15 protein-coding genes are annotated in these 18,738 nt (G+C 44.4%); 3 read left to right on the top strand and 12 right to left on the bottom strand.

Annotation, left to right across the window (positions count from 1 at the left end; genetic code table 11):
• From L4D74_RS24500 to L4D74_RS24465, 8 genes are all read right to left on the bottom strand, one after another.
• On the bottom strand, window positions 1–5,128 hold a 5,128-nt coding region (locus L4D74_RS24500; protein ID WP_428755004.1), incomplete at its 3' end, for a beta strand repeat-containing protein.
• A 60-nt stretch (window positions 5,129–5,188) separates the two neighbouring features.
• Complete coding sequence (locus L4D74_RS24495; protein ID WP_428755003.1) at window positions 5,189–5,806, bottom strand: phage tail protein; 618 nt, start codon at window positions 5,804–5,806, stop codon at window positions 5,189–5,191.
• Window positions 5,807–5,885: 79 nt separating this feature from the next.
• Entirely contained in the window at window positions 5,886–6,836 is a 951-nt protein-coding gene (locus tag L4D74_RS24490) for a methionyl-tRNA formyltransferase (RefSeq protein WP_428755002.1), read from the bottom strand.
• 11 nt (window positions 6,837–6,847) lie between these two features.
• Window positions 6,848–8,116, bottom strand: coding sequence for an SAM-dependent methyltransferase (locus L4D74_RS24485; RefSeq protein WP_428755001.1), 1,269 nt, complete (start codon window positions 8,114–8,116; stop codon window positions 6,848–6,850).
• Between the two features lie 104 nt (window positions 8,117–8,220).
• Entirely contained in the window at window positions 8,221–8,781 is a 561-nt protein-coding gene (locus tag L4D74_RS24480; RefSeq protein WP_428755000.1) for an aspartyl/asparaginyl beta-hydroxylase domain-containing protein, read from the bottom strand.
• A gap of 353 nt (window positions 8,782–9,134) precedes the next feature.
• A complete protein-coding gene (locus L4D74_RS24475) occupies window positions 9,135–10,856 on the bottom strand; it encodes an RluA family pseudouridine synthase (RefSeq protein WP_428754999.1) in 1,722 nt (573 codons plus the stop codon).
• 181 nt (window positions 10,857–11,037) lie between these two features.
• A complete protein-coding gene (locus L4D74_RS24470) occupies window positions 11,038–11,595 on the bottom strand; it encodes a GNAT family N-acetyltransferase (protein ID WP_428754998.1) in 558 nt (185 codons plus the stop codon).
• 130 nt (window positions 11,596–11,725) lie between these two features.
• Window positions 11,726–12,124, bottom strand: coding sequence for a VF530 family protein (locus tag L4D74_RS24465; RefSeq protein WP_428754997.1), 399 nt, complete (start codon window positions 12,122–12,124; stop codon window positions 11,726–11,728).
• A 250-nt stretch (window positions 12,125–12,374) separates the two neighbouring features.
• Here L4D74_RS24465 and L4D74_RS24460 point away from each other — a divergent pair, with 250 nt between their 5' ends.
• Window positions 12,375–12,716: an ArsR/SmtB family transcription factor gene (locus tag L4D74_RS24460; RefSeq protein ID WP_428754996.1), complete on the top strand. Its 342-nt coding sequence runs from the start codon at window positions 12,375–12,377 to the stop codon at window positions 12,714–12,716.
• A gap of 150 nt (window positions 12,717–12,866) precedes the next feature.
• A complete protein-coding gene (gene arsB / locus L4D74_RS24455; protein ID WP_428754995.1) occupies window positions 12,867–13,925 on the top strand; it encodes an ACR3 family arsenite efflux transporter in 1,059 nt (352 codons plus the stop codon).
• 106 nt (window positions 13,926–14,031) lie between these two features.
• Here the strand turns inward: arsB and L4D74_RS24450 are convergent, their stop codons facing one another.
• Together L4D74_RS24450 and L4D74_RS24445 are read right to left on the bottom strand one after the other, a co-directional pair.
• On the bottom strand, window positions 14,032–15,147 hold the full coding sequence (locus L4D74_RS24450) for a phosphoserine transaminase (protein ID WP_428754994.1): 1,116 nt from the start codon (window positions 15,145–15,147) through the stop codon (window positions 14,032–14,034).
• Window positions 15,148–15,305: 158 nt separating this feature from the next.
• A complete protein-coding gene (locus tag L4D74_RS24445; protein ID WP_428754993.1) occupies window positions 15,306–16,538 on the bottom strand; it encodes a DUF819 family protein in 1,233 nt (410 codons plus the stop codon).
• A 789-nt stretch (window positions 16,539–17,327) separates the two neighbouring features.
• Between L4D74_RS24445 and L4D74_RS24440 the strand changes: the two genes are divergently transcribed.
• Window positions 17,328–17,516 carry a hypothetical protein gene (locus L4D74_RS24440; RefSeq protein ID WP_428754992.1) on the top strand — a complete coding sequence of 63 codons (189 nt, stop codon included), beginning with the start codon at window positions 17,328–17,330 and terminating at the stop codon, window positions 17,514–17,516.
• Window positions 17,517–17,824: 308 nt separating this feature from the next.
• Here L4D74_RS24440 and L4D74_RS24435 read toward each other — a convergent pair whose 3' ends face one another.
• Both L4D74_RS24435 and L4D74_RS24430 read right to left on the bottom strand, forming a co-directional pair.
• On the bottom strand, window positions 17,825–18,121 hold the full coding sequence (locus tag L4D74_RS24435; protein ID WP_428754991.1) for a YkgJ family cysteine cluster protein: 297 nt from the start codon (window positions 18,119–18,121) through the stop codon (window positions 17,825–17,827).
• A 164-nt stretch (window positions 18,122–18,285) separates the two neighbouring features.
• Window positions 18,286–18,561, bottom strand: coding sequence for a putative quinol monooxygenase (locus L4D74_RS24430; RefSeq protein ID WP_428754990.1), 276 nt, complete (start codon window positions 18,559–18,561; stop codon window positions 18,286–18,288).
• Window positions 18,562–18,738 lie beyond the last annotated feature (177 nt).

The raw sequence follows: 18,738 nt of genomic DNA, 5'->3' as shown, positions 1-18,738 counted from the left end.
GCTCATCATTGACGCTATCAACGGTGACATTCACCGTTTTATCAGTGGTGAACCCATTACCATCGGTCAGCGTAATAGTGAAACTGTCACTGCCGTTGAAGTTAGCCTCTGGCGTGTAGACAATGTCCTCGCCTGTGATGGCGATTGCACCATGACTCGGCGCGGTTTTCTCACTCGCCGTCACCGTGTCGCCATCCACATCACTAAAGCTAAAGCTTAAGGTTTGGTTGTTGTCTTCGTCAGTGGTAAGCGTGGAACTAATGGTGATCGTGGGCTCATCATTGACACTATCAACCGTCACATTCACCGTTTTATCGGTGGTGAAGCCATTACCATCGGTCAGCGTAATAGTGAAACTGTCACTACCGTTGAAGTTATCGTCTGGCGTATAAACAATGTCCTCGCCACTGATAGCAATCGCCCCGTGACTTGGCGCGGTTTTCTCACTCGCCGTCACCGTATCGCCATCCACATCGCTAAAGCTAAAGCTCAAAGTTTGGTTGTTGTCTTCGTCAGTGCTAAGCGTGGAACTAATGGAAATAGTTGGATCATCATTCACGCCAATCACGGTAATGGTTGCCGATAAATTCAATTCCGTATTGCTATCATCTCCTCCATTTAATTTTTGCCCGTTATCCGTTAATCCGTATACCGCGACCGTTCGAGAACCCGACGTCATGTCCTCTGCCTCGTATTTATATTGCACAGAATCAAGGAGGGTTTGATAGGCGGCCTCAGAGTCTTCTTTTTGAACCGTTACAAGCAGTAACTCTCCCACTTGTAGCACTAAATATTGGAAGCTATTGCTTTGAGTAATGCCTACCGTACCATCTACCAGTGCAATATCCTCACCATCAACAATTAGGTATTCACTGCTTCCGTTCACTACATTAGCAACACTCAATGCCAGCGCTTTAACCGATTGCCCCATTTCTACAGTGCTCAACGTAGAAGATGCATACAGTGAAACCGATGTACCATTTTCTGTGAACGTTGGATTTTGTGGTGTTAACACTAATGTTGGTTCGTCATTAACCGCTTTCACTGCTGCTGTTGAAGCCAGAGTCAAGGTGTCGTTCACATTATCATTATCACCTGTTAGAGAGCCGCTATCCGTAATCTGGGTAAGTGTAATAACGCGGTCACCTTCCGTTGGATCATCCGATGTATTGATGTATGCCAAATTATCGAGCAATAGCTGTGCTTGAGAAACAGTTCCATTAACGTTTGATAGCGTGATGGTTGCTACATTTCCCGATAGTGACACGGAATAATCGATGTTGTTGGTCGAAGTTTTTCCTGTTCGTCCATCACTTAATAGTACTTCCGTAGCATCGATGACAATCGCTTCGCTGCCAGCATCAACGACTCCTGAAACCGTAAGCGTCGCACCTGTCAGTGACTGATCGCTCTCGATCGTATCAATGACTGACGAAGAATAGAGTAAACTCGCAGATGCCCCTTCGTTATAGGTAGGATTTCGCACGTTAGCGGTAATTGTCGGCTCATCATCAACGGCGGTTATCGTTACCGATGAAGTAATAGCTAAGTTAGACTTAGTGTTCTCACTCCCCGATTCCGAAATATTAGTGAGGGATACAGTACGATTACTACTTGCATTCGGATCATGACTGTCATTCTGATAAGTAATTGAATCGACGAGCGATTGAGATTCAGCTTCGGTCAGTGACCCACTAGTTAACGTTAACGTCGCAATTTGCGACTCAACCGATACCGTATAGCTTAAGCCACTTGATGTCGTGCCGGACTGTCCCGAATCAAGAATGATACTGACCCCATCGACCGTCAACTTTTCTGCGCCACTATCGGACACATTGCTGACGGTCATCGTCAACCCATTAATGTTTTGATTCGCCTCAACGGTGCTGACACTACTACCACTAAATACTTGCGCGGCACTGCTTCCTTCTATAAACACGGGATTAAGACCAAGCGCAGTAAGTGTGGGGGCATCGTTGATTTCAGTGATTGATGCAACAACGAGATTCGATCCCGAAGTGGTTTCTAACCCATCATTAAATACAAATTTCAGAGAAACCGAACTGGCGGGATCATTGGCGCTGTTCTCATAAGTAATGTTCTGCAGCACATTATTCACAACGGCCGTACTCGCACTACTATTAAAGGTCAACGTTAGCGAGCCATTGCTATTGGCTGTTACCGTACCCACAACGACGCTATTATAGGTGAGGTCTCCTCCCTCAGTTAACGTCCCCAATAAGCCCGAATGACCAAACACATCGTTACTACTAGCACCACTACTGCGTGAAATGGTAAGAGAAGCGCCATCATAATTGCCGCTACCTGCATTAAGTGCATCTAACTCTGCGTCCGAGATCGTTACATCACTGTCAATCACCACCGCCGAGCCATCTTCGGTATACGCAGGTGTCGAATCGAGCCCTGCAAATACAGGCACAGAGTTTTGATTAATCGTGACCGTGGCACTACTGCCACTGCCTATGTTTGCAACGCCTGACGATACTGAATCAAGGCTTGCAATAATCGTTTCGCCATTGTCATCCACCGCATCATCATACACAGCGGTAACGCTAAAGGTGGCCGATGAATTACCTTGATCAACCGTAATTTGGTTAGAGCCATTCAAGCCAGTAACGGTATAATCGTCCACCAGCGTCGCGACACCGGTAAACAGAATATCAATGATCAACGCTTCAGTGGCGGTAAATGGATTACCTTTGCCATCCAGCAATGCAACCGTATAGGTCGTTGCGCCAGCATTTTCAATAATATTACTTTGAGCAACGCTAATGGAAAGCTCTGGAAGCGTAACAAAATTGTAGACGGCGTAATCCGAGATCCCAGCAAAAGCATTACCGACACCATCAATAATGGCCTCTGAATCCACCACCAGCGCATACTCAGTACCAACCAAAAAATCACTGCTAGGGTTGATGGTCAACGTGTCACCGGAGCGTGTTAGCGTCCCCCCTAATGATCCTGTCGCAGAAGCGGTATCATCAATGGTGTAGGTTTCGAAAATCGCGGAATTGGTCACGTCATAAAGTTGGATGGTTTTAGTCGCAACAAGCGCCACCGCTTCACTAAAGTCTAGCTCGAGATTATTGGCAACCGCGATTCCCTTTGCATTATCTAACGGAGTAGAGCCCGAAGCATTAAAGGTTGGGGCTGTCTTATCGAGCAATAAGGATAAAGAACTGTCCGTAGATTGATTGCCTAGCGCGTCGCTGGCGGTAATGGTCACCGTGAGACTGCTGCCTTCTTGCATATTACTTTGAAGGTTTAGCGCTGGCGTGGTGACCGAGTACGTATTATTGCCAAGATTACTAAGCGCGACATCAGTAGCAAAGTCACTATCAAGGACTGATAAATTCGCGGTGACCGTTAAGCCTGCTTCGCCCAAGCTAGCGCTAATAGTGACAGCGTCACCTGCCTTGTATTTCCCGTTATTACTGTCAGATACAGAGCTAAAACTCGGCGCAGAATTATCCAGGCTATAACTTTCATTAGCGCCTGTCGGAGTACGTACTGAAATAGCATTTCCGCCACCGTCACTCAAATTATTACTGTCAGAAAGTGCTAGCACGACGGTTCCGTTCACGACGGATAAATTGCCACCCGACACGGTAACATCAACACTGGAACCAGAGTTTTCTGACACGTTACTTATCGTTGCTGTAGTACCAGAAACAACAAAGTCACTGGTATCAATATTACTCACCGTTTCAGAAAAACTGATGGTCCACAGTAAGCTATCGGCATTCGTTGACTCAGAGTTGGGCGTTTTACGAGCAATAGAGGTTACAGTAGGGACTGTAGCATCAGTGGTATGAGTCGCTCCTGCGCTATAAGCCGGAGGTGTATTGCTGCTCTCATCAGCTATGTTGGTATTGCCGTTTAAATCAAGTCGAACGTCTCCTGCAACATTACTCACTGCCACCGTCACCGTCACACTACTACCGGAACTTGCAGACACAGCAGAGACCGACAGCCCTGCACTGACTGCACCGCCTAGTTTCGCTGTGAAATCATCTGTCGAAATATTCGCCACAGAGTCGGAAAAATTGACGATAAAGTCTATGCTCGTCGCGTTTGATGCTGGCGACCCTGAAACCGTAATGGAGGAAACATCAGGGGCAGTGTCAAGTGTTGCCAGATCAAGTTTAGTAGGTGCTGCTTGTAGGTTATTCGCATTATCTTGGGCAACAACGTACACATCGTAATTGTCACCATCATTCAAGCCACTGATAGATGCCGAGCCTACGGTACTCGTTGTGGTCATTGAGCCAGACGTTAGTGCGTTGCTTCCCGCTGCATCCTGCCCCGCTTTTACTTGACTGCTTGTAGGCGCAGAGGAAGCATCAGCGACGACAACGTAGTACGCGGTACCATCTTCATCAAGATCGACAGTGAGTGTTGAACTTGATGCCGTTGTTCCACTAAGGCCGGGAGTGCTATTTTCAAATACCGGCGCTGAACTATCGCTTACTGTTGCATCTGACACCGTAAATGATACCACGGCGATTTCCTGGAATGCGCTACTACCTATTACGCCGCCGTTACCATCTGCAGTGGTTGCCCAACTAACAACCAGTCTGTCTATATTATCCCACGCGGCATCATCATCCCACGCCCCTGAACCACGAGTAAAAACTTCTTGATCAGCTACACCTAGTTGTGTCCATGACAAAGTATCACTAATCACCTGACTACTGTCTTTAAAACCTATAACAGTAAACGATTGGTCATTACTACCCGTCGCGCCTCTTCGCCAAAGCTTCATAGCGTCAATAGAAAACGAACTGCTCCCAAGCAGCTGAAATCCACCCGTCGTATTATTAAACAACTGTCCGCCATTATCTACAGGTGCGATAGCCAAACCGCTAGCAATCTCTACCGAGTGATCGGTAAACAGGCTATTCGCCTCAGTTCCCGTCCCCCAGTCAATCGTAAGATCGATGTTAGTGGTTAAACTAACTTGCGTCGTATTATCAGCGACCACTCCCGCGGGTGGTAACTGAGAGTAGTCCAGCGTGGCCTGCGCAGCCCGCACCCCACTGGAAAAACTACTAATTAACCCCAACCCTATCACTGATGCTAGTTGTACTGTTTTTAAAACGTCCACGTTTTTATTCGCCTATCCATTTGCTTATTACGTTGTCAGCGGTGTTACAGCTCAAACTATCTAGTTCCGTGTTGGAAATGCCCCACTGACCGCCATTAGCCAATTCACTGAAAGCTGTGGGTTTAAGATATTAATTCTCGGCGTGCTCGATCCAGCATCAGCTATTACAACATCACCTCCAGCCGTTCCACCCCCAGTAACTTCTAGTCCCTTAATTTCCGTGAGAGTCGGTCTTGTCAAACTAGGTGTAAAATACATTGCTGCATTCGAGTTAGCGCCAAAGTAACTACTGGACGTTGCTTCAGCCGTACCTGCAACATTCGTTGCCACATTAAAACTGGCAGTTATCGGGATATTACCGCTTGAACTAAATGTCGCGTCGTGGTTGTGGCGTGGTAAATCACGCTCCGTTAATGTTACTTCCTCCCTTCCTTGCCCCCTACCCAGTAGGTAACGATACCCTCCAGGACGGACACCAAAACCAACAGGGCTACGACCTTGCAAATCTGGCAGCCCCATATTGACTCGACCATCTCCGCCGTAGTACGTTCCGAGAACGGCATAAAGTGCTTGGTTTTGATTTATGTCCAGTAATGCGCCTCTACACATCGCCCAACCACGAATGGTAAAGTCGCCGCCAAAAGGCATCATTGTTCCTAAAAATGGTTCCGTTGCCATCGTTATATCCTTATCACTGTGTTTGAATCACTCATCGCGAATTCAATCCGCAAGACCATTAAATTTTCTGCTAATCTCATTATCGGCAAGCCGAAGCACCCAGCTCACTACCCGCATTAATCTGCCAAAGCTGCGCAAACCGATACCCACTCATTACTCCCTGAGGCGTAGACACAATATCTATCCGTACTTGCCCATCAATAGTCTGTACAACCAGCCCTGCCGTTAAACTCACCTCAACCACCGTTCCGGCTTTAATCCCAACAAAAACACCGTCAACCGCGGTTGCCTGCAGCAATTGAAATTGCCCGTAAGCTGACTCAGTCAACGCTCCCCCATAAAGAGGGTTGCCCGCCCGTGCCATATCTACCACCATCTTGCTGCTATGCTGGAGCCAATCAATAACCAAGTCGTCACTCTCTACCCGTTTACCCTGCCATGAACTCGATACCTCTTGATGGCTTTGAGCACACCACTCAATCCTCCCCTCTCGCCAAGCATCAATAAAATCACACAGTAAATAAGGGGCAGATTGCGCGACTTTTTGGCTCACGCTAAGTAGGGTGTCAAAGGGGTGAATATTGACAATTAATTGCGCACCAATATCGCCGGTATCGTAGTCGTGATCTATTCGATGTAGGGTCAGAAGCAGTTCTTGCTCACCATTTCGTATTTGCCAATAGATCGGTGATGGGCCTCTGTAACTGGGTAAGTTGCCTGGGTGTAAGTTGAAAAACTTGTCGCCAAAATAGTGAATAGCAGTATCAGTAAATTTATGCCTGAAAAAGAAAGCCAGCCCAGCGTTGGCGCGCACACCGTCGAGCTGCGCAACCAAGTCGGCTTCGTTACCGTTTTGATATTGAATTACCGGTATACCACTCTGAGCAAGCACTTGAGTGAGTTGCGATAAATCTGGGTTGTTCTCACCGTCAGGCAGCACCACACAAGCGAGTTGTTGTCTGTGGTGCAAAGCTGCAATCATCGACATCGCCATGCTGCTGCCAGTAAATATCGCAAATTTTAGTTCCATAACCACACCTCCTATTCCGCTTGCAACGCAACAAAACCCGGCAAACCAGTCAGTTGATAATAGAACTGAACGTCGTTACCACTAAACGTCAAAAAATGTTCAGGTTGCGCAGCCCTAGGGGGAGCATCGACGTAGAATGTCATATCGGGCTTAGGATGAGTGATTCCGGAATCATACTCACTGATGAACTCATCTGAATACACTTTCAACGTCGCATAAATCGCCAAAATCCTATCTTTCATATCTTCAATGCCCGTCGGCAACGAGATACAATTTGCTCTAACCATTTTGATTTGCGAAGGAAGCATCACCTCTTCCAACGCCAGCAAGCTCGATTTACTAATTTGGAAAATTTCGCCTAGCTCGACACGATCTTGGACCACTTCTCTATCAAGGTTTGTCGAATGAGAAAATGCGGATTCCTTCCACTGCTGGTTAAACTCATTCTCTCCATGCACCATCATGGCTTGCACTGAGACTTGCTGGGGAATCAACACACCATCAACGCTCAAAAACTGAATTAAGTGCTTGGCTATGCTCAATTGCCCCTCTTTGGTAAAGCCATGCTGCATCGCTTCCAAAATTAAAAGGTCAAAGGTCTGTTCAGGCTCATAAAGCGTGGCATCAGCTTCAACAATATTTTCAATAAAACCTTGAATAGAAAGATCAGAGATCAGCTGAGTCACCGCTTGAATGGCACCGGGCTGGACGTCGACAAGAGTGATTTGGATCTGCTGTTCGGTTGCTAGATTATTGCTCTGATAATACTGAATCAATGGTAAAACCAACGGAGCAAACGGACCGCACGCTGGATAGAGAACACGGATAACAGTATCGCTTTTTAAACGAGCCTGGATTGCCTTGTCTATTCCTCTAATAAAACGATGCAGACGATAGATATCTTTAATGGTTGTGCGACAGTTTAAAGGCGACATCACATACCCTGTAGGACTAAGGTACTCATGGGTTAGGCTCTGCTGTGAAATCGCCGCCTTTGCCATCGATTGCAGCACATGGTCATACATATCTTGGAAAATTTTAGTCAGTACTTCATGCTCAGCTGTTTCTTGCTGTAGCAATGTAGCAACGACAACGTTGATGCTTTCGCATAGATTGGCACGTCGCTGACAATCCGTCAGTTTTTCTGTCGTTAACGCTTTTAGCTGTTCGCGAATGGAGTACTGCAGCAGTGGATCCACTTTTGGCTCTGCGAAGTTCACCGTTAAATCTCGCTGATTTTCAAACGTCGTTTTCTGCGATGATATGTCCAATTTCTTCACCAATGATGTCCTTATCTCTCGAAATCACTTTAAAAAAGTAGGAAGGCAAAACACTTGTTTTTCAATTGCTAGACCCTATTCTATTGTGCAATCCAATATTCAAATCAGGTACATCCCGCTACCTGAGTCACTTCATGACTTTCATCAATCTGTTTTCTCAACCACGGTGATACTTTACAGTCAATGACAAGATTCACTCTTGAATGCTCACTTTGATTAATGACTTGGTGTTCTTGGTCGGCATTGATATACCAAACCTCTCCTCTTGCCATTGGGACTCTTTGATCGCCAACTAAGAAATCAACCTCTTCAGCACCAGTAATTGGAATATGCAAACGCACCTCACCATTCTCTAGAGAAAGCCCCTTATCACGGTGAGGTAACACGACGGAATGAGAATGAAGACGCATTAATCGAACGGATTGAATGGGGACGTCGAGTCGCGCAAGCAAAGCACAAATATTCGGGCAGCCGTCCATAAAGCTACGATTTTTCCACCGACCGTTAGCCTCAATAGAAAAGCTCTGTAGAATGGGATGCGCCGACATATATTTCTCCAATACACGCAGAGGCAATACATCCCAACCTCCCACGTAAGCAGCTTGATTGACATGGCTGACCCAACCACCATTATTGAACTGCTTACACTCAGCATCTACCTGCAATGAGTTAAATCTTATTGGTAATTTTGCAAACAAAACGATAACTGCACACCCTCACTATTGACAACCCAAAAATAAGCATATAGTTGAATTGAGAGTACTCTCATATAAACTATATGCTTATACTGTTATAGCTCAGGCATCGATAAGTTCAAGTGATAAATAAGGTTAAAACATAACAAAAACGATTGCTTTTCTAGTCTTGTTGTCACTCAATCAACAGAGAAATAGAATTAGCAAAGAGAACAAAATTTAATTAAATCAGTATATTGAGATGTGAAATATGAGGAAGTTCTAAGACGGATTAAGCCGTACTATTTGTATAAATAGCACGACCTTTTAGCTTCGGTTTGATATTAGAAATCGGCTGTGACTTCGAACTCCATCGTATTTCCCGTATTTGGGTGTTGAAATTTCAAATAGCCTGCATGGAGATGTAAACGTGTATCCTTAAACCCATACAAATCATCACCGACAATTGGTGTATTGAGACCTGCTTGATGAGCACAATGCACACGTAATTGATGAGTTCGTCCTGTCTTAGGAAATAAGTGAATTTTGGTTCGGTTATCTTTTACTTCTACGACCCTAAAGGTCGTTTCCGCTGGCCTTCCATGATCATGGCACACCATTTGTCTTGGCCTATCAGCCAAATCACCTCGAAGTGGTAACGTGAGAACTCCAGCCTCCTGCTGGATCTGACCTTCAAGTAACGCGGTATAACGCTTTTCTACCCTGCGCTCAATAAATTGCTTCTGTACGTGCTTATTTGCTTCAGCAGAAAGTGTGAGCACAAGCAATCCGGATGTCGACATATCTAGGCGATGAACAATCATAGGTCCTGTAGCATGAGGGTATCTTGCTTGCATTCGAGCTTGCACCGAATCACTTATATACTTACCAGAAACGGATAAGAATTCTGCAGGCTTATTCACGACCACCAGCACATCGTCTTCATAAACAATCTCTAATGATTTATCGTATGATGGAGTCTGCTCAAGAGGACTAGGGTCAATCATTAACCCCTCCAACATATGCTGTAACACTTCAAAGCATTTACTTTGACAAACGGGGTATAAATTTTTGTGCTGGCGAATCTGATCATAAGGTGAAGCGCCCCACCAAAACTCTCCCAATGCCAATGGTGTCAAGCCTCGCTGAAATGCGGCTTGCAATAGTTTAGGCAAGTTTTGCCCACTAACATCAGAAATAGAATGTGTGTCAGCCTCCAAGGCTTTGCCACTCTGCAACCGTGGCTGATTGAACAGTTCAAAGTAACTTTTACTCTTACCCGATTGGTTTAAAAACTGGCAACACTTTTGTTTTTCAACAAGCAGTAATTGGCTAAGTTCATCAAGCTGATTTTGAGCACTCTCGATAGGCAACTGAAATTTATTCAGCAATGCTTGATGATCAAAAAGAATGGTTTCCCAGTGCTTTTTCAAAGATTTAAGCGCTCTTTTTTCACGGCTACTTTGCGCACCAAGTTCGTTAACCACACGTTGAAGCTCATCTTCATCAACCGATACGCCTAAACACTCTTCTAACTCTGCTCTCTGTTGTTTTCTCGCAACTTTCGCATAATGAATATCACGTCCCAATGTCGATATTTCTTGTTCCGATTGCATTGTTTTCGCGTACAGATCTTGTTGAATTTCCAGCCATTCTGGCGCGCTAGCTCTAGCTTCAATTTCGTGCTTTAGTGCTTGAATCTTTTCGGTTAATGTAATGACTTCGACAGAATAGTGATGCGATTGATAAATAGAATCGACCAAAAATGTTGGATAGTCGTGAGCTACTTCCTTTTCCTCGCCCTCATCACGTACCGATGACAAATAGCCAATTTCTCCGTCTAGGTTCGATACAACCAAAACCGCAAACATTTTCCCACAAGCGGTAAAATCATGCTGCCATTGGCTGTGAAATTCAAGATGATGTTGCAGTTCACTTATAGCCTTTAATGCTAGAGGGTGTGGCGAATAATAATAGGGAAACGTAAAGCGTTCTGGAGGCGTAATTTCACTAATATCCGTTAAAAATGGTGTGAAAGGTATTGCATCTGCCGCAAATCGAATCATTGTAATATATTCTCACTAATAAACCGTACTGTGCTAAAACCGTATTTTGTTAAAAAACCACAGAGTAAACGAAGCGCAGATCATAGCACAAAGCCTGGGTTGCAATCGCTATGATAAGGTATGCTTTCATACTTAACGTACGCCATTGATAAATAAACGGTCACTACATAGAAATACAAAACTAACCATTTGTGAGTTTCAAAAATTCCGCTCGTGTGATTTGATATAAACAGTGAGGTGAAAGTGCATGGTCAGTGGATAAGTGAGGATGGCTAAAAGTATGTCCCGTATTTCGCATTCCAATTTTTTGCATCACTCGCTTAGACGGCTCATTAGCAAGTGTCGTAAATGAATAAACGCACGGCAATTTAAGCGTTTCAAACGCATAAGTTAACGCCGCCATAGCAGCTTCTGGGGCGTAACCTTTTCCCCAAGCATCTGCACGCAGCCGCCAGCCTATTTCCACCATTGGGGCAAAGGGGAAGCCACTCTCGGCATTTTGAGAATGTAACCCCACAAATCCGATAAATTGCCCAGACCCCTTAAGTTCTACAGCCCAAAAGCCCCAGCCGTTATTTTCAATCAGAGCACGTGCACGATTAGCCTGAGCATGGCTTTCTTCTGTAGACAACAATGCCGGAAAGAATCGCATCACTAGAGGATCAGCTGTCATGATCGCATAAGGGTGAAGATCAGACGCTTGCCACTGACGAAGAATAAGTCGTTCTGTTTCCATCATTCATTTAACTTCTATAGTGAATCGTTCATTAGGCGCCATCCTTGCACCTAAACAGACATTTCTTCTAACCAACTTGGCGGATTATAAAAAACGCCAACAACCTCGTTCGTCTTCACTTTAGACGCCCAGATTAACGCCCTTTATGACGGCCACGGGCTGTACGAGCTTTATATGTTGATGCGGCTTTAGCTTGTGAAGCGTGAATAGATTCAACCGTCAACTGCATCGGCTCTTTAGGTTCAATGCCATTCGCGAAAGTGCGCTTACGCGGAGGAATATCATATTCATCCTCTCTTGGCTTAGGCATACGCTTAAAGCGAGACAAATAAAAGATCTCTACTTTCTCTCTTGCCCATTCTGTTTTTTTCAAATACTTCACGCTGCTCGCGATAGATGGGTTGGTGTGAAAACAGTTCATACGCATCGCTGCGTCCAAAATGTCCCACCCATAATAGTCAACAAGTTCGGTCACCATCTCCTCAAGCTTAAGACCATGGAGAGGGTTATTTTGTTGTTCTTCTAATGACATGGGAGTCCTACAGTACAATAGTAATATCAAGCGTAGTATACGATGTTAATTCGCTCCTTGATAAAAAAATTCAATGCTAGGCGCATATTTAATGGTCCCGCCCCATAAAAGCAGACTCAAAACACCTAATAGCGTAAATTTTGTACGCACAGAGCCTAACTGAAACGATAGTGTTTACTTTAAAGATGCTGTTGACCTAAGGTTTAATTACATCTACCATTAATCGTCTTTTAACGATTGGAAATTTCTGATGACCTCGACTTGCCAAACAACGCTGCAAACCGATTTTACTCCAACGGCGGAAAGAGAACAGGATGAGCAGCAGTTTGCCGCGATGTGCAAAGCACTCTCACACCCTGCAAGAATTCGAATCATCAGTATTCTGTCCATATTGGAGAAATCCGGTGGATGCTTGAACAGTGACTTAGTGTCTCAACTAGGTCTTGCCCAATCAACGGTCTCCGAGCATTTGCGGATATTGCGACTCGCGGGCTTTATCAGTGCAGAAGCCATACCACCTAAAATGTGCTACCGCATAAATAGAGATGCCTTTGCAAACTATGATGCAATGAGTAAGAACATCCTAAATTAACCCTAATGCACGGCTATAAGCCATAAACCACGACGACATTGCAATGCGTACCGGCATGTCGCCTTCTACACAGCTCAATTACAATAACTCAACCACAATAACTCAACCACAACAATCGTTATTCGACGATAAACGATAACGGAGCAAGCAATGAAACCAACAATGAGTTTTTTAGATAAGTACTTAACCGTATGGATTTTTTCTGCCATGGCCATTGGTGTTTTTCTGGGGATTCAGTTTCCTCAAATTGAACAATGGAACGAAGCAGTATCCGTAGGAAGTACCAATATTCCGTTGGCAATTGGACTCATTGTGATGATGTATCCACCGCTTGCTAAAGTCGACTACCGCTTACTTGGAGCAACCGTCAAAGACAAGCGTGCCATTACACTGTCACTTATTATGAACTGGATAGTCGGACCGATCTTGATGTTCGCACTCGCTTTAGTCTTCTTAGGCGATCACCCTGGCTATATGGTGGGCATTATATTAATCGGCCTCGCCCGTTGTGTCGCTATGGTGCTGGTTTGGAACGATATTGGTGGCGGTAATAAAGAGTATGGCGCCGCATTGGTTGCACTAAACAGCGCCTTCCAGATTGCCAGCTACAGCTTTATGGCGTGGTTGTTCATCAGTGTCCTTCCTCCCGTTTTTGGCTACGAGGGTATGGTCGTTGACATCTCGATGATTGATATCGCCCACAGCGTGCTTATTTATTTAGGCATTCCATTTGTTGCTGGTTTTTTAAGTCGTAAAATTCTGGTGTCGATGAAAGGTGAACATTGGTACAACACGGTATTTATTCCGAAGATTTCTCCTCTGACACTCATCGCGTTACTGGCAACTATTGTATTGATGTTCAGCCTGAAAGGAGAAATGATCGTCGAACTGCCAATGGATGTGGTGCGAATTGCCATTCCACTCGCCATCTATTTTGTCTCTATGTTTTTCATTAGCTTCTTCATTGGCAAAAGACTGGGCATCCCCTATGACAAAAATGCCTCTATCGCCTTTACCGCAACAGGTAATAACTTTGAGCTGGCCATCGCCGTTTCGATCGCTGTCTTCGGCATTCACTCAGACCAAGCGTTTGCGGGCGTCATTGGTCCACTGATTGAAGTGCCAGTTCTAATCTACTTAGTGAACGTTGCACTAAAAATGAAGACTAACTACGTTCAAAAGAAATCTTCCGTTCTCGATTATAAGTAGTCGGTTTATCGATTCAAAAAAGGGCAGCCTACTTAGCTGCCCTTTTCGCCCTCATTCATGCTGCGCTGTGCCGCCGAACGTTTTAATGATGGATTTGGTGAAATCGTTATTGAGTCACTTGCTGATACGCCCAATCAAGCCAAGGCAGCAACGCTTCTAAATCTCGACTCTCCACCGTGGCACCCGCCCAAATTCGCAACCCAGATGGCGCATCTTTGTATGCACCAATATCGTATCCCGCTCCTTCCTTATCTAATAATGCGACTAAAGCTTTGATTTGGGCTTCACTCGCATCCAATGTAAAGCAGACGCTTGTATTAGAACGCTGAGTTTCTTCTTGCGCCAAAAAGTGGATCCAAGACCTAGAGGCAACAAAGTTCGTTAATAGCGCTAAGTTTGCTTGCGATTTTTCAATCGCGGCGTCAACGCCACCAAGATCAGACACCCAACCTAGTGCATCAAGATAATCCGCAACACATAACATAGATGGGGTATTAATAGTGGCACCACTAAATAGGCCTTCTATGACTTTACCAGATTGGGTCATTCTAAAAATTTTAGGTAACGGCCAAGGTGGCTGATAGGACTCAAGCCGCTTTACCGCACTTGGACTCAAGACAATCACACCATGCGCGCCCTCACCACCTAACACCTTTTGCCAGCTAAACGTTGTCACATCCAACTTGTTCCACGGCATAGACATAGCAAAAACGGCAGATGTCGCATCACAAATCGTCAACCCTGCTCTCGACTCACTGATCCATTCTCCATCAGGGACTTTTACGCCCGATGTCGTACCATTCCAAGTAAAGAGCACATCATTATCTGGATTAGCTTGCGATAAATCTGGCAGCTGACCATAGTCTGCCGAATAGGAATTCACGTCGCTAAGTTTGAGCTGTTTCACGATATCATTATACCAACCTGCGCCAAACGACTCCCAATGAAAGACATCGACAGCGCGTTGCCCCAACATCGACCACATGACCATTTCCATAGCACCCGTATCCGATGCTGGAACAATACCCACACGGTAGTCATCTGGAATACCAAGGATAGATTTGGTTTGTTGAATTGCCTCTGAAAGCGCAGCCTTTCCTACTGAAGAGCGATGAGAACGGCCTAATGTTGAGAGGTTGAGGTTGTTAATATCGTAACCTGGACGTTTCGCGCATGGTCCAGAAGAGAAATTAGGGTTGTTGGGTAACACTTGAGGTTTCATAAGCCTCCCTGCTTGTGAACACATAAATTAGGTTAGCATTTTCTCTCAATTGAATAATTAATCAACCATGAAACAGCGACTCAGACAAAAAAGGGTAACACCAAACGGTATTACCCTTAATCAATCTTAGTTTGCTCCGACTCTAACCAATATTAAACTTAACCAACAACGCTCACGGCTGCCTGCATAATAATGCCACAGATATACGCTCCGTACGTGCCAAGCGCGTAACCGAGTACTGCCATCAAAATGCCGACTGGCGCTAGAGCTGGGTGGAACGCTGCAGCAACAACTGGCGCAGAAGCCGCACCACCAACGTTAGCTTGGCTGCCCACAGCCATAAAGAACAGCGGAGCTCGAATTAATTTAGCCACAACTATCATCAGTACCGCATGAATAGTTAACCAAGTAATACCAATAAAGAAGTAACCTGGATTATCCAGTATTGCGGTGACATCCATTTGCATACCAATGGTTGCCACTAGAATGTAAATGAAAGCCGAACCAATTTTTGACGCACCTGCATGCTCTAAAGTACGCGCACTTTTGAAGGTTGACGCAATTAGTGCAAACGTAGTCACTAATACAATTAACCAGAAGAAACCTGACGTTAAGCTGTATTTCGCCAACTCCGGTGCATTAGTCTCAATCCATGGTGCAATTAAGTCGGCAAAGAAATGTGCTAACCCTGTAAGACCAAAAGCAATCGCCACAACTTTCATCATGTCAGTGGTCGTAATCGGTCTCGCATTTTCTTTTTCATAATGCGCGACGGTTTCTTTAAGCTCATCAATTGAAGAAGTGTCCGCTTTTAACCAAGCGTCTACTTTCTTTTGGCGGCCTGCCATTATCAGTAAGACTGCCATCCAAATATTAGCGCAGATAACATCAACCGTAATCATCGCTGAAAACAGCTTGTCGTCAACCTCGAATACCTCTTTCATCGCAGCTTGGTTTGCACCGCCGCCAATCCAAGAACCCGCAACCGTCGTTAGACCACGCCATACATCGCCCGCGACTAAATCTGGGTTCACAGCATTAATGATCAGCAACGCAATTGGGCCACCAATGATGATACCGAGTGTACCGGTTAAAAACATAATGATGGCTTTTGAACCCAAACCGAAGATTTTTCTTAAGTCCGCGGAGACAATCAGTAATACCAGTGCGCCAGGAAGAAGGTAGCGACTCGCGACAAAATATAAGTTTGAACTTGAACCGTCGATGACACCTGTCGTATTCAACAGTGATGGGACGAAGTAGCAAAGCAATAAGCCAGGAACAAAAGTATAGAATTTTTTCCAAAACGGATTCTGGCTGCTTTCTGTAATGAATACCCCACCCAAGATTAAGGCAAGCATACCCATTATTACTGCATCATTTGTGACCATTGTTATAGATCTCCATCTGTTATGTTCTTGCGAACATCGTTTATCAACTGGCCGGAGACTATACATGCAAGGTGAATGTGCTACAAATTGTAACAAATGGCTTCAAAAAAAATGCTTGCCAGAGACTACATAACAGCAACAAATAAGTATATACATTGCTTCTCGTTACCTACTCGAGCTTTCGATAGTGAATAACTCTAACATAAAGCGACAGATAATCAGTACGTTAACTGAATGGAATAACAAATACAATTGCATTAATATTCGTAAAATTTGGTTTTAATGCAAATGTAAGCATTGAGTACTATTGGCATAAAAACAGCTCAAGATGATTAATTATTGACCACTTTTTTGATGACATTAATTTGACGCCCATCACATAAATATAAGTATTTACGTACAAAAATTGACAGAAAAACCTAAAAAGTAGTGGTTCTACCAACAATTCAACGCAAACTAAGCACGTTTTTGACCCTGAGTTGACGAGCTTAAAGCGACCTTCTCAAATTAGTGGCTGTTTTTTCTTCTTTCGCCCCCCCTACTGAATCAATCCAGCAACCACCAGTCCCATATACTATTCCTATCAAAGTGCGGCCTGCAGCGTTCACTACACTCTCCCCCATTCCTCGTCATCCTCCTTTCGCTTTATCACTTTCATTGCGTTCATACATCAAGCTAATAAATAAGCCCTACTCGGGACGTGTTTTTACTCAATGATGCCAATTACTGGATATTTATACAGCGCCACTATATACTGATTGTACATACAGTATTTAGCGAGGTGTTGTTATGTTGCAAGAAAGACTAGATCGAATCAATGAACTGCGTAAACAAGCAATGGCTGACCCTAGTTTTGTTCAGTCCGCTGAAGCGCATAGACAAGCCATCCTCTCAGAATATCAAGGTCATCACAGTCAATCATCGCGAAAGCCCAAAACACTATCAGAACTGTACAGCCGTTATAACGATAACATTTAGTCAGCTAGGGTCGATTTGATCTAAATAGAAGCTCTGTTGGGACATGAAAAATCGAGGATATAGAGAAGTAGAAAAGTAGAAAAGTAGAAAAGTAGAAAAGTAGAAAAACGTAGATACCGCAGAGCATGACAGTAGATACCAGTGTATTCCATACAACGTGCACCAAATACTTAGAATGATGAATACTTGAGTTAATTAAATTAGTGGCGAGATCGTAACTGGGGCTATCAACCCACTTACACTGAGCAGTCTATGTAAGTGGGTACTTGTAATCTAAACTGCTTGATTAAAGTCTGAATCCTTACATGCTAGGGCATCTGCTCTTTACGCTCAACCTGGCATTCGTAAGATCCCATTTCAAATTCGCGACATATCCACGGTCGATTTTCATAGATCGTGCACATGTAAGTCTCACGATCCAGCGCTGAACACCAACCGTCACCTAACCGTAACATCGTTTCTGCGCCCCATTGGTCATAAGCGATATGCTCTTCGGGAACACCAGTATCAGTAATTATCATCACTTCCAAGCGGCAACAACAAGCGTGACAGTTTGAACAAGTGACTTCCGATTCTTCTGTGATGTTCTGAATTTGAATGGTCATAAATTCTGCAATCAATAATTCTGCAATCAATAGTGATGGCGCATAATACCTCAAACTTTGCCTTTTCGGTATTTGCGATTACTTCACGCTAATGTAATTCTCCTTTTCCCTACATTATTCCCTCTTTATATACTCGTTTTTACTGTGACACTAAACCGAGGGTACTACTCAATAATTTGATAGTGCCTTGCTACATTGACGGTCACTTTCCCCCACTCAGAAGCTTTAACTCGAGCTTGATGGTGTTCAAATGCAGATCGATCAACGAACTCTTCATAAACATTAAAGCGAGTTTGGTCGTTCACATCCGGCTCTACTTCAAAAACTAAGCAACCTTCCTCTTTAAGCGTTAATGTCTTATGAATCACTAATGCCTCTAGCACCTCTTTTCGCGCTTCAGTTGGTACTACGATGTAGCCCTTTAGTATCACTTTCGACATATCTATCCTTGTTATCTTCTTTATCTATTTCCTGATGCTGCCATCATAAAGCAATTGGCAATGAGTCTTGTACATTTCATAAAGCACCTACGCTTTCATGCTCAATAGCATCGCTTGTCTCGCATTGTTACTTTATCAATGGCTAGATATCGGTATAATCGCCGCCCTAGTGATATC

The organism is Vibrio cionasavignyae (assembly GCF_050337155.1).
Classification (GTDB): Bacteria; Pseudomonadota; Gammaproteobacteria; order Enterobacterales; family Vibrionaceae; genus Vibrio; species Vibrio nomapromontoriensis.
Note: the sequence above shows the minus strand (reverse complement) of the source record. Positions and strands in the feature narration are given on the sequence as shown.

Coding starts and splice junctions, on each gene's coding strand:
- L4D74_RS24465 (WP_428754997.1), bottom strand. CDS start 12,124: ATGTCATTAGAAGAACAACAAAATAACCCTCTCCATGGTCTTAAGCTT.
- L4D74_RS24460 (WP_428754996.1), top strand. CDS start 12,375: ATGACCTCGACTTGCCAAACAACGCTGCAAACCGATTTTACTCCAACG.
- L4D74_RS24445 (WP_428754993.1), bottom strand. CDS start 16,538: ATGGTCACAAATGATGCAGTAATAATGGGTATGCTTGCCTTAATCTTG.
- L4D74_RS24495 (WP_428755003.1), bottom strand. CDS start 5,806: ATGGCAACGGAACCATTTTTAGGAACAATGATGCCTTTTGGCGGCGAC.
- arsB (WP_428754995.1), top strand. CDS start 12,867: ATGAAACCAACAATGAGTTTTTTAGATAAGTACTTAACCGTATGGATT.
- L4D74_RS24430 (WP_428754990.1), bottom strand. CDS start 18,561: ATGTCGAAAGTGATACTAAAGGGCTACATCGTAGTACCAACTGAAGCG.
- L4D74_RS24475 (WP_428754999.1), bottom strand. CDS start 10,856: ATGATTCGATTTGCGGCAGATGCAATACCTTTCACACCATTTTTAACG.
- L4D74_RS24450 (WP_428754994.1), bottom strand. CDS start 15,147: ATGAAACCTCAAGTGTTACCCAACAACCCTAATTTCTCTTCTGGACCA.
- L4D74_RS24470 (WP_428754998.1), bottom strand. CDS start 11,595: ATGATGGAAACAGAACGACTTATTCTTCGTCAGTGGCAAGCGTCTGAT.
- L4D74_RS24490 (WP_428755002.1), bottom strand. CDS start 6,836: ATGGAACTAAAATTTGCGATATTTACTGGCAGCAGCATGGCGATGTCG.
- L4D74_RS24440 (WP_428754992.1), top strand. CDS start 17,328: ATGTTGCAAGAAAGACTAGATCGAATCAATGAACTGCGTAAACAAGCA.
- L4D74_RS24435 (WP_428754991.1), bottom strand. CDS start 18,121: ATGACCATTCAAATTCAGAACATCACAGAAGAATCGGAAGTCACTTGT.